The 15,230-nt window shown below is 63.4% G+C and carries 15 protein-coding genes; 3 read left to right on the forward strand and 12 right to left on the reverse strand.

Going from position 1 to position 15,230, the window contains the following annotated elements; all coding sequences use genetic code 11:
* The first annotated feature begins 329 nt into the window (after positions 1-329).
* Positions 330-842: a GcrA family cell cycle regulator gene (locus ACH79_RS08165; protein ID WP_161850556.1), complete on the forward strand. Its 513-nt coding sequence runs from the start codon at positions 330-332 to the stop codon at positions 840-842.
* 359 nt (positions 843-1,201) lie between these two features.
* Here ACH79_RS08165 and phoB read toward each other — a convergent pair whose 3' ends face one another.
* The 10 genes from phoB to ACH79_RS08215 all read right to left on the reverse strand — a co-directional run bounded on the left by phoB (position 1,202) and on the right by ACH79_RS08215 (position 11,046).
* Entirely contained in the window at positions 1,202-1,906 is a 705-nt protein-coding gene (gene phoB / locus ACH79_RS08170) for a phosphate regulon transcriptional regulator PhoB (RefSeq protein ID WP_028351834.1), read from the reverse strand.
* Positions 1,907-1,979: 73 nt separating this feature from the next.
* Positions 1,980-2,696, reverse strand: a complete 717-nt coding sequence (phoU, locus tag ACH79_RS08175) for a phosphate signaling complex protein PhoU (RefSeq protein WP_161850557.1) — start codon at positions 2,694-2,696, stop codon at positions 1,980-1,982.
* Positions 2,697-2,707: 11 nt separating this feature from the next.
* Positions 2,708-3,529, reverse strand: coding sequence for a phosphate ABC transporter ATP-binding protein PstB (gene pstB, locus ACH79_RS08180; protein WP_161850558.1), 822 nt, complete (start codon positions 3,527-3,529; stop codon positions 2,708-2,710).
* Positions 3,526-4,371, reverse strand: a complete 846-nt coding sequence (gene pstA / locus ACH79_RS08185) for a phosphate ABC transporter permease PstA (RefSeq protein ID WP_161850559.1) — start codon at positions 4,369-4,371, stop codon at positions 3,526-3,528. Before pstA ends, pstB begins: the two co-directional genes overlap by 4 nt.
* 4 nt (positions 4,372-4,375) lie before the next feature.
* Positions 4,376-5,365, reverse strand: coding sequence for a phosphate ABC transporter permease subunit PstC (gene pstC, locus ACH79_RS08190; protein ID WP_371419376.1), 990 nt, complete (start codon positions 5,363-5,365; stop codon positions 4,376-4,378).
* Positions 5,366-5,524: 159 nt separating this feature from the next.
* Positions 5,525-6,535, reverse strand: coding sequence for a phosphate ABC transporter substrate-binding protein PstS (gene pstS, locus ACH79_RS08195; protein ID WP_161850561.1), 1,011 nt, complete (start codon positions 6,533-6,535; stop codon positions 5,525-5,527).
* Positions 6,536-6,676: 141 nt separating this feature from the next.
* The gene (locus tag ACH79_RS08200) at positions 6,677-7,975 is read right to left on the reverse strand and encodes an ATP-binding protein (protein WP_161850562.1); all 1,299 of its coding nucleotides are present in this window, start codon (positions 7,973-7,975) and stop codon (positions 6,677-6,679) included.
* Positions 7,976-8,016: 41 nt separating this feature from the next.
* Positions 8,017-9,075 carry a lysylphosphatidylglycerol synthase domain-containing protein gene (locus ACH79_RS08205; protein WP_161850563.1) on the reverse strand — a complete coding sequence of 353 codons (1,059 nt, stop codon included), beginning with the start codon at positions 9,073-9,075 and terminating at the stop codon, positions 8,017-8,019.
* A gap of 277 nt (positions 9,076-9,352) precedes the next feature.
* Complete coding sequence (locus tag ACH79_RS08210; RefSeq protein WP_161850564.1) at positions 9,353-9,649, reverse strand: hypothetical protein; 297 nt, start codon at positions 9,647-9,649, stop codon at positions 9,353-9,355.
* Between the two features lie 2 nt (positions 9,650-9,651).
* Entirely contained in the window at positions 9,652-11,046 is a 1,395-nt protein-coding gene (locus ACH79_RS08215; RefSeq protein ID WP_161850565.1) for an OmpA family protein, read from the reverse strand.
* A 173-nt stretch (positions 11,047-11,219) separates the two neighbouring features.
* Between ACH79_RS08215 and ACH79_RS08220 the strand changes: the two genes are divergently transcribed.
* Positions 11,220-12,278 (forward strand): polysaccharide deacetylase family protein, encoded by a 1,059-nt coding sequence (locus ACH79_RS08220; protein WP_161850566.1) that lies wholly within the window; start codon positions 11,220-11,222, stop codon positions 12,276-12,278.
* A gap of 173 nt (positions 12,279-12,451) precedes the next feature.
* Positions 12,452-13,252 carry an SDR family NAD(P)-dependent oxidoreductase gene (locus ACH79_RS08225; RefSeq protein WP_161850567.1) on the forward strand — a complete coding sequence of 267 codons (801 nt, stop codon included), beginning with the start codon at positions 12,452-12,454 and terminating at the stop codon, positions 13,250-13,252.
* A 181-nt stretch (positions 13,253-13,433) separates the two neighbouring features.
* Here ACH79_RS08225 and ACH79_RS08230 read toward each other — a convergent pair whose 3' ends face one another.
* Entirely contained in the window at positions 13,434-13,721 is a 288-nt protein-coding gene (locus tag ACH79_RS08230; RefSeq protein WP_161850568.1) for a hypothetical protein, read from the reverse strand.
* A gap of 29 nt (positions 13,722-13,750) precedes the next feature.
* The gene (gene boxB, locus ACH79_RS08235) at positions 13,751-15,187 is read right to left on the reverse strand and encodes a benzoyl-CoA 2,3-epoxidase subunit BoxB (protein WP_161856271.1); all 1,437 of its coding nucleotides are present in this window, start codon (positions 15,185-15,187) and stop codon (positions 13,751-13,753) included.
* Positions 15,188-15,230: the final 43 nt, after the last annotated feature.

The following is a 15,230-nucleotide window of genomic DNA, read 5'->3' on the forward strand; positions in this document are numbered from 1 at the left end:
CCTTTCCTGCAGTGCAAGATGCCAAAATCCGTAGGATTGCGGTGTGGTGGAAAACACGCAGTGAAACGCCTAGATGTCAGAAGATGTGGACGTTGGGGCGCGGACTCTTGCGCCCGAGTCACGCCATATTGTAGCGTTTGGGCTGTCGGGTACGACATCTCGTGCGGCAGTTCTGATCCCTAAGAGTCCATTTGTGCAGGCGTAAACGTTCGGGCGCGGTTAACGCGCCCGGCGAGGGCTAAGGGATTCTGACCGCAGGGATTTTTGAGACGAATGACATCGCCCGCGCTGCCCTCGATTGGCCGGCGCGATGCGAAGGGAAGATTACGATGACGGTTTTGACCTGGTCCGACGATCGCGTCGAGCAGCTGAAGAAGCTCTGGGAAGCCGGATTGTCCGCGAGCCAGATTGCCGCGGAACTCGGAAATGTGACGCGAAACGCCGTAATCGGCAAAGTGCACCGGCTGGGCCTGTCCGGCCGAGCCAAGAGTCCCTCCTCGGCCGCTCCGCGGCAGCGCAAGGCACGCCCCGCCGCCCAGCAGATGATGCGGGTGTCGCGCCCGGTCTCGCGCGGCAACACCGCGCTGGCGCACGCTTTCGAGGTGGAGATCGAGGCCGATCCGGTCGCCTTCGACAATGTAGTGCCGATGAGCCAGCGGCTGTCGCTGCTCGAACTGAACGAGGCGACCTGCCACTGGCCGGTCGGCGATCCTTCGAGCCCGGAATTCTTCTTCTGCGGCGGCAAGGCGCTCAGCGGCCTGCCCTACTGCGCGCATCACTCGCGCGTGGCGTATCAACCGGCCGCCGATCGGCGGCGGCAGCAGCCGAAGCAGACGAGGTAAGGCGCGCTCATTTGCGCGAGACGTAAGCGCTCCGCGCAAGGTGCGCTCCCTCGCCCCGCTCTTGCGGGGCCACGACGAGCGAAGCTCGCGCTGAGAGGGTTGGGGTGAGGGACTCTGTCCGCGATTGTGGTCTATCGATAGACCTGTGCCCCCTCACCCGGATCGCCGATGCGGCAACCACCGTCATTGCCAGCGACAAACGCCGAAGCTTTTGCGCAAGGGAACGAAAGCGACGAAGCAATCCATACTTGCCGCGTGGCACTATGGATTGCTTCGCTTCGCTTCGCTCGCAATGACGATGAGAGAGCTGCCGCTTTGCCGGGGACGACGGTGGAGTTTGCGCGGATGATAGCGAAGCCTTACGGCTCCACCTTGGCAAACCGGTCATCCAGCGCATAACCGGCGCCGCGCACGGTACGGATCGGGTCCTGCTCGCGGCCGGGGTTGAGCAGCTTGCGCAGGCGGCCGATGTGGACGTCGACGGTGCGTTCGTCGATATAGATGTCGCGGCCCCAGACGCTGTCGAGCAATTGCTCGCGGCTGAACACGCGGCCGGGATGTTCGAGGAAAAATTCCAGCAGGCGATATTCGGTCGGGCCGAGGTCGATCTGGCGGCCGGAGCGCGCGACGCGGCGTTTCTCGCGGTCGAGTTCGATGTCGCCATAGGTCAGCACGGTAGCGAGCCGCTCCGGGCTTGCCCGACGCAACAGGCCTTTCACCCGCGCCAGGAGTTCCGGCACCGAGAACGGCTTGACGATGTAGTCGTCGGCACCGGTCGCAAGCCCCCGCACCCGCTCGCTCTCCTCGCCGCGCGCGGTCAGCATGATGATCGGTAGTTGCTTGGTTTCGGGGCGAGCGCGCAGGCGGCGGCACAGCTCGATGCCGGAGAGGCCCGGCAGCATCCAGTCGAGCACGACGAGGTCGGGCACGCGCTCCTTCAGCCGCGTATCGGCGTCGTCGCCGCGGCCTACGGTCTCGACCTCATAGCCTTCAGCGTCGAGGTTGTAGCGCAACAGCGTGGTCAGCGCTTCCTCGTCCTCGACCACCATAATGCGTGCGCTCATCCTTTTCTTGCCTCTTCTGTCTGACGCGTTTTCTTCACGCGAACCGGCCTCCACTTCGCTCGAAAACGCTACGTCAACTATTCGGCACGGTCGTAGCAAACGTCGTCATGTCGCCCTTCGGGCGCTTGTCGAGCATCTGCTGTCCCTCGATCATGTAGAACACGGTTTCGGCGATGTTGGTCGCGTGGTCGCCGATCCGCTCAATATTCTTGGCGCAGAACATCAAATGAATGCAGAACGAGATGTTGCGCGGGTCTTCCATCATGTAGGTGAGAAGTTCGCGGAACAGCGAGGTGCAGATGGCGTCGACTTCCTCGTCGCCTTTCCAGACCGCCATTGCCGCCGGCAGGTCGTGCGCGGCATAGGCGTCCAGCACCGACTTGACCTGCGTTTGCACCAGATCGGTCATGTGTTCGAGGCCGCGCATCAGCTTCAGCGGCTGGAAATCGTTCTCCAGGGCCGCGACCCGCTTGCCCATGTTCTTGGCGAGATCGCCGATCCGCTCCAGATCGGTGGCGACGCGCATGGCGCCGACGATTTCGCGCAAGTCGATCGCCATCGGCTGGCGGCGGGCGATGGTCAATACCGCTCGCTCCTCGATCAAATGCTGCAGGCGGTCGATCTCGACATCGGTTGCGACGACGCGCTTGCCGAGTGCGACGTCGCGGCGGACCAGCGCGTCGACAGATTCGGTGATCATGCGTTCGGCCAGGCCGCCCATCTCCGCGACCAGGCGGGTGAGTTCCTGAAGGTCGCTGTCGAACGCCTTGGCGGTGTGCTCGGAAGCCATGTCTTGTCTCCTCAGCCGAACCGGCCGGTGATGTAATCCTGGGTGCGTCGGTCGCTCGGCGAAGTGAAGATCTTGTTGGTGTCGTCGAATTCGATCAGCTCGCCGAGATACATGAAGGCGGTCTTGTCGGAGACGCGCGCCGCCTGCTGCATATTATGGGTGACGATGGCGATGGTGTAGTCCTCCGCCAGTTCCTGAATCAGTTCCTCGATCTTGGCGGTCGAGATCGGGTCGAGCGCCGAACAGGGTTCGTCAAACAGGATTACCTCGGGCCTGACAGCGACCGTGCGGGCGATGCAGAGCCGCTGCTGCTGGCCGCCGGACAGCGAGAGGCCGGAGGCGTTCAGCTTGTCCTTGACCTCGTTCCACAGCGCGCCGCCGCGCAGCGCCTTCTCGACCCGGCCGTCCATTTCCGACTTCGAGATCTTCTCATAGAGGCGGATGCCGAAGGCGATGTTTTCGTAGATCGTCATCGGGAACGGCGTCGGCTTCTGGAACACCATGCCGACGCGGGCCCGCAGCAAATTGAGGTCGAGCTTGGGGTCAAGGATGTTGGTCTGGTCGAGCATCAGCTGACCGGTCGCCTTCTGGCCGGGATAAAGGTCGTACATCCGGTTGAAGATCCGCAGCAGCGTGGACTTGCCGCAGCCGGATGGGCCGATGAAGGCGGTGACGCGGTGGGTGCCGAGCGTCAGGTTGATGTTCTTCAGCGCGTGATGTTCGCCATAGTAGAAGTTCAGGCCGCGGGCGGTCACCTTCGGCGCGGCCTCGGGCAGCGCTACCTGCGGAACGGGCCCGCTCGCGGAACTCACGGATACGGAGAGATCGGTCATTTGGATGTCCTCTCGGCGCCAAGAATGCGCGCGCCAATATTCAGGGCAAGTACGGTGAGCGTGATCAGCAGGGCCCCGGCCCAGGCGAGCTGCTTCCAGTAGGCATAGGGGCTCTGGACGAAGTTGTTGATGGTGACCGGCAGGTTCGCCATCGTCTTGGTCATATCCAGGCTGAAGAACTGGTTGGACAGCGCGGTGAACAGCAGCGGCGCGGTTTCGCCGGCGACGCGGGCGGTGGCCAGCAGGACGCCGGTGATCAGGCCGGCGCGCGCGGCGCGGTAGGCGATCCGCCGGATCACCAGCGAGCGCGGCATGCCGAGCGCGGACGCCGCCTCGCGCAAGGGATTGGGCACCAGGCCGAGCATGTCCTCGGTGGTGCGGACCACCACCGGGATCACGATCACGGCGAGCGCCAGACAGCCGGCGAAGGCCGAGAAGCCGCCCATCGGCACCACGATGGCGCCGTAGATGAACAGGCCGATGATGATCGACGGCGCGCTCAGCAGGATGTCGTTGATGAAGCGGATCACCGAGGTGAGCTTGTCGTGCTTGCCGTATTCGGCGAGATACGTACCTGCGAACAGGCCGAGCGGCGCGCCGATGCCGACCCCGATCACGGTCATCATGATCGAGCCGATGATGGCGTTGCGCAAGCCGCCATCGGTCGAACCCGGCGGCGGCGTATCCTGGGTGAAGACGGCGAGATTGAGCCCGGTGACGCCGTTGTAGAACAGCGTGAACAGGATCAGCGCCAGCCAGGTCACGCCGAACAACGCGGCGCCCAGGCAAAGGAACTTGACGATGATGTTGTTGCGGCGGCGGGATACGTAAATCGGATTCATGATCTCAGTTCCCCGCTTTCTTTTCCAGCCGCATCAGCATCAGCCTTGCGGCAGCAAGAACGAAGAACGTCAGCACGAACAGCAGCAAGCCAAGCAGGATCAGGCCGGATTGATGTAGCCCGTCGCTCTCGGCGAATTCGGAAGCGATGGCGGCGGATATCGTGGTGCCCGGCGCGAAGATCGAGGACTGGATCTTGAACGAATTGCCGATGATGAAGGTCACCGCCATGGTCTCGCCGAGCGCGCGGCCGAGCGCCAGCATGATGCCACCGATCACTCCGACTCGGGTGTAGGGGATCACCACGTTGCGAACGACTTCCCAGTTGGTACACCCCACCCCGTAGGCGGCCTCTTTGAGCACCGGCGGGACCGTCTTGAAGACGTCGACCGAGATCGCGGTGATGAAGGGCAATACCATGATCGCCAGAATCAATGACGCGTTGAACAAGCTGAGATAGGACGGCGGACCAGCGAAGATCGTCCCCAGCACGGGAACGCCGTCGAACACGCTGATCATCAACGGCTGGAAGGTGTTGGCCAGGAACGGGCCCAGCACGAAGAAACCCCACATGCCGTAGATGATGGAGGGAATGCCGGCCAGCAGTTCGATGGCAAGTCCGATCGGACGGCGCAGCCAGATCGGACAGATCTCGGTGAGGAAAATCGCGATGCCGAGGCCGACGGGAATGGCGATCATCATCGCGATCACGGAGGTGATCAGCGTGCCATAGATCGGGCCGAGCGCGCCCAACACCGGCGGATCGGCCGAGGGCGCCCAGCGTTGCGTCCACAGGAAGGCTGCGCCATATTCACGGATGGCGGGCCAGGCGCCAACAATGAGCGAAATGATGATGCCGCCGAGGATGAGCAGAACCGAGATCGCGCAGGCGCGCGTGATCCAGTAGAAGGTGACGTCGCCGAGCTTGAACGCGCTGAGAGCCCTCGCGCGATCATAGGGCCCAGCAGCATCCATTACGTCGCTATCAACCGTCATTTCTGCCACGCCAATCCCCTGTACTTATAGCCCAATGACCCGGACTTCGGTGCACGGCTTTTTCGGCTCGCGCTTTGTTCTTGCCTCTCCTGTCCCGAGAGGGGTGCTCAACCCGGGGCATCCCGGGTTGAGCGATCGTGTAGCGAAGTGCTGGACCGATCAGCTCTTGATCTCGGACGACCAGGTCTTTTCGATCTGCTTGACCACCGAGTCCGGCATCGGGATGTAGTCGAGCTCTTCGGCCATCTTGTCGCCCTTCTCAAACGCCCATTTGAAGAACTTGATGGCCTCCTGGGACGCCGCCTTGTCGGTCGCATCCTTGTGCATCAGGATGAAGGTCGCGCCGGTGATCGGCCACGACGCATCGCCGGGCTGGTCGGTCAGGATGACGAAGTAGTTCTTGGCGCCGGCCCAATCGGCATTGGCGGCCGCGGCCTGGAATGCGCCAATCGTCGGCTGCACGGTCTTGCCGGCCTTGTTGATGACAGCACCGTAGGTCAGCTTGTTCTGCTTGGCATAGGCGTACTCGACATAGCCAATCGAGTTCTTGGTCTGACTGACATTGCCGGCGACGCCTTCGTTACCCTTGGCGCCAACGCCCGTCGGCCACTCAACCGCGGTACCGGCACCGGCCTTCGCCTTCCACTCGGCATTGGTCTTCGAGAGATAGTCGGTCCAGATGAACGTGGTGCCGGAGCCGTCCGAACGGCGCACCACCGTGATCGCGTCGGAGGGCAGCTTGACCTTAGGATTGAGCTTAGCGATCGCGGGATCGTCCCACTTCTTGATCTTGCCGAGATAGATGTCGCCGAGGAGCTCGCCGGAGAACACCAACTCACCCGGCTTGATGCCCTCGAGGTTCACGACCGGCACCAGCGCGCCCATCGCCTGCGGCCACTGAATCATGCCGTCCTTTTCAAGCTGCTCCGGCTTCAGCGGCATATCGCTGGCGCCGAAGGTCACGGTCTTGGCCTGGATCTGCTTAATGCCGGCGCCAGAGCCGATCGACTGATAGTTCAGACCGTTGCCGGTCTCCTTCTTGTAGGCATCAGCCCACTTCGAATAGAGCGGGAAGGGGAAGGTCGCGCCCGCGCCGGTGATATCGGCAGCGAAGGCCGACGTCGAAGCGGCGACCAGGCCGGCAGCGACGATAGCTTTCATGAAATTCATGGTTGGTCTCCATCTGGTGAGCGAAGCGCCAATGCGCCCGATCGCGCTCACGCACCGTCCATCTAGGGGCGGTCGATAGAGCTTTTACGAAGGTTCGATGACAGTTGGATGACAGTTCTAAGCGATTGAAATCGCTTAGATTCAATGCGCTACAGGGGTTTTCGCCTGGGGAAAACAGGCGGTAAAGGTGGCCCCGTTCTTGGGCACGCTTTCGATCAAAAGCCGGCCGCGATGGCGGTTAAGAATATGTTTCACCAGGGATAAACCGAGCCCGGTTCCACCCTGGGCGCGGCTGTCGCCGACATCGACCCGGTAGAACCGTTCAGTGAGCCGCGGCAGATGCTCCGGGGCGATGCCGGGGCCGAAATCGCGGACCATGACGCGGAGTTCCGGCGCACCCTCAGCAGATGTCGCCTGCCTCAGCGAGACGACCACCCGCTCGCCGGACGCGCCATATTTGAGCGCGTTCTCGATCAGGTTCTCGAACAGCCGCAGCAGTTCCTCGCGGTCGCCCGCGATCGTCGCCGATGCGGGCAGATCGATTTCGATCGCAACCTGCCGCTCGCGCGCCAGCGGCTCCAGCCCGTCGGCGACCTGGCGGATGATCGGCACGATATCGACGCAGGCGTCGGGCCGGACATGGGCCGACAATTCGACCCGCGACAGCGACAGGAGATCGTCGATCAGCCGCGCCATCCGCGTCGCCTGCGTATGCATGATCGACAGAAAGCGCTCGCGGGCCTTGGCGTCGTCCTTGGCGGGACCCTGCAGCGTATCGATGAAACCCGACAACGCCGCGAGCGGCGTGCGCAATTCATGGCTGGCATTGGCGACGAAGTCGGCGCGCATCTCCTCGACCCGCCGCAGCGGCGTCTGGTCGTGGAAGGTCAGCAGCATGCATTTCTCGGTGCCGCCGAACAGGGTGGGGACCGGCACCGGCGTGATGATCAGTTCCATCCAACGGTCGACCGGCACCTGGTCCAGATAGGTCGCCCGGCGCGGCTCGGTGGTCGCGATCGCCTCGCGCAGCGCGGTGATGATTTCCGGCGAGCGCAGCGCGAACTGCGCGAGTTCGTTCTTGCGCAGCGCGGGCGCAAGCTGGGCGGCCGCCGCATTGAGATGAATGACGCGCCCGGCGCGGTCGAGCAGCACGGCCGGATCCGGCATGCCGGCAACGACCGCGCTGACGGCAGCGGACTCGACCGGGCTGACGGCCCGGACATCGTCTCGCGAGGCCGCCACATGATGCAGCCGCCACGGCACCAGCGCTGCGGCCGAGATGCAGATGAAAACGGCGACGGCGCGGGCCAGCGAGAGATCGGCCAATACCACGAGCGCGCAAAGCGCGAGGCCGGCGGCCAGCAGGATGATGGCCGAGTGCCGCAACCGGTCAGGCCACGGTGCGAAGAAGGAGGAAGAGTGGGAATCGTCGATCGCCATGGCGCAGGCTTTCCTCTAATCGCGAAGCCCCCGCCGCGTCATCAGGTGCCCGTGTCTCCACGCTCGCGCACATAGACGGGGGCTTCATGCCTCGGCTCGGGATCGGCGGCAGACGCCAGTTGGCGCAGGCGCTTCGATCGCGCGCCGATGATAATCTCCCGAAGCGTCAGCAAGATTACAGATATGACAAAGGGCCCGATATAATAGAGGACGCGGAACAGCAGCATGCCGGCCAGCAGTTCCTCCCGGTCCATCTGCCAGAGGCCGACCAGCATGGCGGCATCGAACACGCCGAGCCCGCCCGGGGAATGACTGGCAAAGCCCAGCAGGGTCGCGGAGACGAAGATCACGGCGACGACGACGAAGCCGATCTGGGGCTCGTCCGGCACCAGCATGTACATCGCCAGCGCGCAGAAGCCGAGATCAACGATGCCGATGGCGATCTGCAGCAGCGTCAGTGGGCCGCCCGGCAGCGTGACCGTCCACGGCCCGCGGCCGACGCTGCGGGGCTGGGCCCAGACCCAGACGACATATCCGACCAGTCCGATGATGATGGCGAACGCCGCGATGCGGTTGAGCCAGGCGGGCAGTTGATCGATCGAGGCGGCGGCTTCCGGGTGGTAGGCGATGCCCAGTCCCAGGACCGCGGCATTGCCGAGCCAGAAGGTGAGCCCGGCGAGAAAGCAGATCTTGGCGACGTCGATCGCGTTCAGCCCCCAGGCCGAATAGATCCGGTAGCGCACCGCGCCGCCGGTGAAGACACTGGCGCCGACATTGTGTCCGATCGAATAGGAGGTGAAGGCGGCCAGCGCGTTGACGCGATAGGGCACATGGTGCTGGCCGATCGCGCGGACCGCGAACCAATCATAGAAGGTGAGCGTAAAATAGCCCGCCGCCACGAACAGGGCCGCCAGCGCGATCTGGCTCGGTTCGGTGCCCTTGATGGCGTCGATCACCTCGTTGGTGTCGATGCCACGGAGCATGTGATAGAGCACGTAGCACGCAACGGCGATGACCGTGATGCTGATGACGACCCCGAGCTTATGCAGGACCTGTTTCTGGCGCAGAAACGAAGTTGCCCTGCGTATTGCTTCCAGCATCTACACCTCGAATTGCGCTTCTGCGACGACGGCAATGGCGCGAACCCCGCCGACGCTACGCTGCTCCCTCGCCCCTCTGGTAGCGCGTTTTGAGCCGGAGTGGAATTCGCCTGACGACAATAAAACGCGCCTCTTCAACATATTAGGCGAGGTCCATGACAGCACTGGCACGGTTTTACTGAAATCCCGCCGCCCTATAGGGGTTCCGGACCATAGAAGGGACTGGTCAACAACCCGTGACAATGACAGCGGTAAAGTTGACCGGCGCATGAGGCAATCAGGCCGGCGGCGCGGTGCGCGAGACCACCCAGTCGCGCAACCACGATCCGACCGCACAACCGCAGAGATAAAGGCCGAACATGATCAGGCCGAGATCGAGCCAGTAGCCGAAACGGCCCGGCACGACACGCGCGACCGCGGCTGCGACCAGTGCCGCGACCAGCGCCGAGAGCCACCACTGCCATTTCCGCGGGACACCGTCGCCGTGCTGGACCACGGATATCCAGCCCATGGCGAAGCCGAGCAGCACCGATCCCAACAGCCAGCCCCAGTAAAATGTGGTCAAATAGCCCATGCTCACTTCACCACGAAATCGATGCGACGATTTTGCGCCTTGCCCTGGTCGGTATCGTTACCGGCAATCGGCTGCGTCGAACCATAGCCGACCGCGCTGAACCGGCTGGCCGGCAATCCCGCCCTGACCAGATAGTCGGCAACCGCCTGCGCCCGCTTCTCGGACAGCGCCTGGTTGGCCCCCTCGTCGCCGTCGGCATCGGTATGGCCTGATATCTCGATATTGGCGGTCGGGCAGCGCAGCGCGGTTTCGATCAGGCGGTCGAGCAGGCCGGCGGAATCAGCGACAATCTCGGCCTTGCCGGGTTCGAAGCGGATCCGGGCCTTGCCGAGCAGATCAGTGAATAGCTGCTGGCACACCGTCGCATCGACCGGCGCGGCGGGCGGCTTTACCGAGATTTCCGGCTTGAACTGCCAGCCCTGCGGAAAGTCCTTGCCGAGGCCGGCGCGGATCTGGCTGGCGGCCGTCTCATACAGCGCATCGCCCGACAGCTTCACCTCGCGGTCGGAGACGACGAGCGTGCCAGTCGACAGCCGCGAAAGCGCGCCGAGCGCCGGCACCACCGCGCTGGCAAAGCCCGACGGCGCGCCGATGCTCGCCTTCAGATTGTCGACGACTTTTTCGCTGAAGAACTTGCGTCCCGCCGCCGCCACCAGCGCGGCGTGGACATTGCTGTCGGGCACATTGCCGGTCAGCGTCAGCGTCACCGCGACCGGATCCTTGTAGGCCTGGAAGACATAAGGCGGCGCCTTGACCTCATTGGCTGCGACCGAAAAACCTTCGGGCAGATTTTTCAGCGCGGCGGCGATGGCTTCCCGGCCGCCGAGCTCGCGCGCCATGCCGGACAGGCTGACCTGGTTATCCGACAGCGTGATCTTGCCTTCCTTCAGCTTGCCGATCTGATCGAGCAGCAACAGCGCCGCATTGTCGAAACGCGGCGGCGCGCCGCGCGACAGATCCATCCGGTCGACCACTTCGACGCCGCCGAGATTGGCGCGCGCCGCCTCCATCAACCTGCTCTTGCTTGCCGGCAGCGGCGAACTTCCCGACAGCGTCACCCGAACGACATCGCGTTCGGCCGACCAGACGAACGGCTTGGCCTCGGGAACGAGCCGGGTTTCATCGTTAACCAGCCGCACCCCCAGCACCGTCTCCACCGACGCCACAGCGCTCTGCCGGCCGTCTTCCGAAAACGCATCTGCGGCCAGGGTCACGTCGCGGCCGGCGACCGAAATTCGCGTTTTATTGAGGACGGTGTCCTTGAGCGCGGCGGCCGAACGCTGCGCCAGATCGGCTTCCAGCGGTTCTGTGCTCGTCCAGGCCGCGATCGCCCAAAAGATGACCAGAGGAATAACGCCCGGCCACCATTTGCTACTCCACTTGAAAAGTCCGCGCATTCGAGTTCCTGCCGGGTCCGGAAGGCAGAGAAAACAAACCCTTGCGAGGCTGTCAAACCCGAAATGTCGCAGGCGCGAAAGGGGTGCGGAATCGGTCCGGCTAACTGTTTGTTCAGCGGTCTGTCGCTAATTTCAGCCCCTGTAATACAACCGGGCATCCCCCCAACCACAAAATGAAACTGCTTCGCAACACCGTTATTCGCGCCGGGCTGGAAGCGCTGTACTTCTCCGGAGCGCATTACCTGCTGCGACCAATCTTCGCAGGTGTCGGCGTCATTTTCATGCTGCACCATGTCCGTCCTCGCCGCGACGGCGCATTTCAGCCCAATCACCATCTCGAGGTCGAGCCGGAATTCTTGCGGGCGATGCTGGCGCATCTTCGTAACCTCGACGTCGACATCGTCACCATGGATGAAGCGTATCAGCGTCTCCAGCAGCGCAATTTTGCGCGGCGCTTCGCCTGCTTCACCCTGGATGACGGCTATCGCGACAACCGCGATTACGCTTTGCCGGTGATGCGTGAATTTGACGCGCCGATGACCGTCTACGTCACGAGCGATTTCGCCGAAGGCACCGGAAGGTTGTGGTGGGTCGCGCTCGAGAGGGCAATCGCCAAAGCGTCCTCGATCGAAGTACCGATCGGTGGCACAGCGACCCGCCTCGATACCTCGACGCCAGCGGCCAAACAGGCCGCCTTCGACGGGCTGCACGACTGGCTGCGTACGCTGCCGGGTGAGCACGACCTGCTGCGCGAAATCTCCGCGCTATGCACGCGCCACGAGGTGGACGAAATTCCGATCGCGCGCGAGTTCTGCATGTCCTGGGAAGAATTGAAGGCGTTCGCGGACGATCCCCTGGTGACGATCGGCGCGCATACGATCACGCATTGCAATCTGGCACGGCAGAGCGAAGATACCGCCTCGTTCGAACTGGCGGAGAGCCGCGCGCGGATCGAAGCGGCATTGCAGCGGCCCGCGCTGCATCTCGCCTATCCCTATGGCGACCGCATCGCGGCCGGGCAGCGCGAATTCGCCCTGGCGAAGGCTGCAGGGTTCAAGACCGCGGTCACGACGCGGCCGGGCATGCTCTTCCCGGAAAGCGCCGACCACATGACCGCGCTGCAGCGGGTCTCGCTCAACGGCAACTACCAGGACGCGCGCATCCTCCCAGTCCTGACATCAGGCGCGGCCACGGCGATGTGGAACGGTTTTCGACGCGTTGATGCGGCGTAGGGACTATCCGTAGTTCGTAGCCCGGATGAAGCGGAGCGTAATCCGGGGCCTCTCACAAGCCGGCAGATTTTCCCCGGATTGCGCTTCGCTCCATCCGGGCTACGGGTCCATTCCCTTCCTTGACTCGCACTCCTCCTCCCCCCAAAACCAAGACAAAGTTAATGGAGGATCGCATGTTCAAGGATCTGTTTTCACTCAATGGCCGCGTCGCGCTGGTGACGGGCGGCTCGCGCGGCATCGGCAAGATGATCGCGGCGGGTTTTCTCGCGCAGGGCGCGGCGAAGGTTTACATCACCGCGCGCAAGGCGGGTCCCTGCGAAGCCACCGCGAAAGAACTCACCGCCGCCTACGGCGGCGAATGCATCGCGCTGCCGATCGATATCTCCACCGTCGCGGGCTGCGAAAAACTCGCTTCGGAAATCATCAAGCTGGAGCCGAAGCTCGACATTCTCGTCAACAATGCAGGCGCGGCCTGGGGCGCGGAGTTCGACGAATTTCCGGAAAGCGGCTGGGACAAGGTCATGGACCTCAACGTCAAGTCGCTGTTCTTCCTGACCAAGGCGCTGGCAAAACCGCTGCGCGCGGCGGCAAGCGCCGAGCGGCCGGCCAAGGTCATCAATATCGCGTCCATCGACGGAATCTTCGTCAATCCGACGGAGACCTATTCCTATGCCGCGAGCAAGGCCGCGGTGATCCATCTGACGCGGCGCATGGCGACCAAGCTGATCAAGGAGAACATCAACGTCACCGCGATTGCGCCGGGCGCCTTCAAGTCGGACATGAACCGCGCCGCGCGCGACCATGGCGACGAGGTCGCAAAGCGCGTCCCGGCGCGCCGCATCGGCAGCGATGAAGATATGGCGGGAGTTGCGATCTATCTCGCCTCGCGGGCGGGCGACTATGTGGTCGGCAACACCATCGCGGTCGACGGCGGCGTGGTGTATGCGAGCGCGGGGAGCGAGATTGCGGGGTAGGCGAGCGGCAACGGCGGTGCACTCCCTCGCCCCGTCCTTCACGGGGTCGAGACGAGCGAAGCTCGCTCTTAGAGGGTCGGAGTGAGGGGCTCTCTCCGCGAGCCGTGATCTATCGATAGACCTGTACCCCCTCACCCGCCGCGCAAGCGCGCAGCGACCTCTCCCCGTTAGCGGGGAGAGGTTAGATCCCCTCACCTTCATCGTATTCGAAATCAGCCTTCGGCGCGTCGGGCAGTTCGCGCTCCAACGCTTCGCGATACCGCAGACAGCCGCGCAAGAATTTCGGCCATGGAGGGACGGCCACTTCGGGCGTGATCCGTTCGGGCAACAGGCCCCAGAGATCGGGGTGGTGCCAGCACAAGTCGTGACCGGTGCTGTCGCGATGCGCGCGGATTCCCGCCCTCAGACGCTTCACCTCCGCGACCAGTTGGTCGCGGTTCAGTTTTTCGAGGTCGCGATCGGGGTCCATGTTTACGGCTCCCCGATTTGCGGGGTGGTTCAGGTTTCGATCTTCACGTACTCGAAATCGCCGGGCTTGTTGTCGATGCCGACCTTCGGCGGCGAGATCCAGGAGGCGTACTGCCCGGCTTCGGTCACCGGCTTCATCAGCGAGGCGATGAAGTCGCCGTCCTGCGACGAAGGCAACCATTCGCCCTTGCGTTGGTTCCAGGTGGCGTCGTCGATCAGCACGCCGTCGGGCGTGGCGTTGATATCCTTGAACTCGCCGATCTGGCGGTGGAACGCGACGTTGGGCAGCGTCAGCTTGTACTGATAGCCGGCGGTCGAAATCACCTTGTTCCAGCGCAGCATGCCCTTGACGCAATCCTGCGTGTAGTCGTCGCGCAGGCGCATGTTGAGCGCGGTCAACGCCGGCTCGTCGACCCGCTTGATCACGCCGTCGACCAGCTTCAGCACCGGATAGGTGGCGTTCTTGAGCTGGTGGTCGTCGTCGATCTGGGTTTCCTTGTAGCGGCCCTTGATGCCGGCGTTGAAGGCATTCGCCGCGTTGGTCGAGACTTCCGAACCAAAGAGATCGAGCGACAGCGAATAGTGCAGGTTCAGCTTCTTCTGGATGGTCGGCAGGTCGATCACCCCTAACGCACGCACCTTGGCGATGTCGGTGGGATCGGTGATGCCGGCTTCCTTCATCGCCTCGCAGGTGCGCTGCACGACGCGGCTGATGCCGGTCTCGCCGACGAACATGTGATGCGCCTCTTCGGTCAGCATGAAGCGGCAGGTGCGCGACAGCGGGTCGAAGCCGGACTGCGCCAGCGAGTGCAACTGCATCTTGCCGTCGCGGTCGGTGAAGTAGGTGAACATGAAGAACGACAGCCAGTCCGGCGTCGCCTCGTTGAAGGCGCCGAGCATGCGCGGGGAATCCGCGTCGCCCGAGCGGCGGCGCAACAAATCATCGGCTTCCTCGCGGCCGTCGCGGCCGAAATATTTCTGCAGGAGATAGACCATCGCCCAGAGGTGACGGCCTTCCTCGACATTAACCTGGAACAGGTTGCGCAGGTCATAGAGCGAGGGCGCGGTCTTACCGAGATGGCGCTGCTGTTCGACGGAAGCGGGCTCGGTGTCGCCCTGGATCACGATCAGGCGGCGCAGCGTGGCGCGGTGCTCGCCCGGGACTTCCTGCCAGGCCGGCTTGCCGTAATTCTCGCCGAACGGAATGACGCGGTTCTCTTCCTGCGGCGCCAGCAAAATGCCCCAGCGGTATTCCGGCATCTTGACGTAATCGAACTTGGCCCAGCCGCGCGGATCGACCGAATAGGCGGTGCGCAGATAGACCAGCGACTGCTGAAAGCCTTCCGGCCCCATGTCGCCCCACCAGTCCATGTAGCCGGGATGCCAGCCCTCCAGCGCTTTGAGCACCTGGCGGTCTTCGCTGAGATTAACGTTGTTGGGAATCTTGGTCGAATAGTCGACGTTCATGTAATTCATAGCCGTGCTCCTTTAAGGCTCTCGTGTCCCGGGG

The organism is Bradyrhizobium sp. CCBAU 051011, assembly GCF_009930815.1.
Lineage (GTDB): Bacteria > Pseudomonadota > Alphaproteobacteria > Rhizobiales > Xanthobacteraceae > Bradyrhizobium.

Coding starts and splice junctions, on each gene's coding strand:
- pstA (WP_161850559.1), bottom strand. CDS start 4,371: ATGAATCCGATTTACGTATCCCGCCGCCGCAACAACATCATCGTCAAG.
- ACH79_RS08200 (WP_161850562.1), bottom strand. CDS start 7,975: ATGGCGATCGACGATTCCCACTCTTCCTCCTTCTTCGCACCGTGGCCT.
- ACH79_RS08165 (WP_161850556.1), top strand. CDS start 330: ATGACGGTTTTGACCTGGTCCGACGATCGCGTCGAGCAGCTGAAGAAG.
- boxB (WP_161856271.1), bottom strand. CDS start 15,187: ATGAACGTCGACTATTCGACCAAGATTCCCAACAACGTTAATCTCAGC.
- ACH79_RS08225 (WP_161850567.1), top strand. CDS start 12,452: ATGTTCAAGGATCTGTTTTCACTCAATGGCCGCGTCGCGCTGGTGACG.
- ACH79_RS08205 (WP_161850563.1), bottom strand. CDS start 9,075: ATGCTGGAAGCAATACGCAGGGCAACTTCGTTTCTGCGCCAGAAACAG.
- phoB (WP_028351834.1), bottom strand. CDS start 1,906: ATGAGCGCACGCATTATGGTGGTCGAGGACGAGGAAGCGCTGACCACG.
- pstS (WP_161850561.1), bottom strand. CDS start 6,535: ATGAATTTCATGAAAGCTATCGTCGCTGCCGGCCTGGTCGCCGCTTCG.
- ACH79_RS08230 (WP_161850568.1), bottom strand. CDS start 13,721: ATGGACCCCGATCGCGACCTCGAAAAACTGAACCGCGACCAACTGGTC.
- pstB (WP_161850558.1), bottom strand. CDS start 3,529: ATGACCGATCTCTCCGTATCCGTGAGTTCCGCGAGCGGGCCCGTTCCG.
- ACH79_RS08215 (WP_161850565.1), bottom strand. CDS start 11,046: ATGCGCGGACTTTTCAAGTGGAGTAGCAAATGGTGGCCGGGCGTTATT.
- ACH79_RS08220 (WP_161850566.1), top strand. CDS start 11,220: ATGAAACTGCTTCGCAACACCGTTATTCGCGCCGGGCTGGAAGCGCTG.
- ACH79_RS08210 (WP_161850564.1), bottom strand. CDS start 9,649: ATGGGCTATTTGACCACATTTTACTGGGGCTGGCTGTTGGGATCGGTG.
- phoU (WP_161850557.1), bottom strand. CDS start 2,696: ATGGCTTCCGAGCACACCGCCAAGGCGTTCGACAGCGACCTTCAGGAA.
- pstC (WP_371419376.1), bottom strand. CDS start 5,365: ATGACGGTTGATAGCGACGTAATGGATGCTGCTGGGCCCTATGATCGC.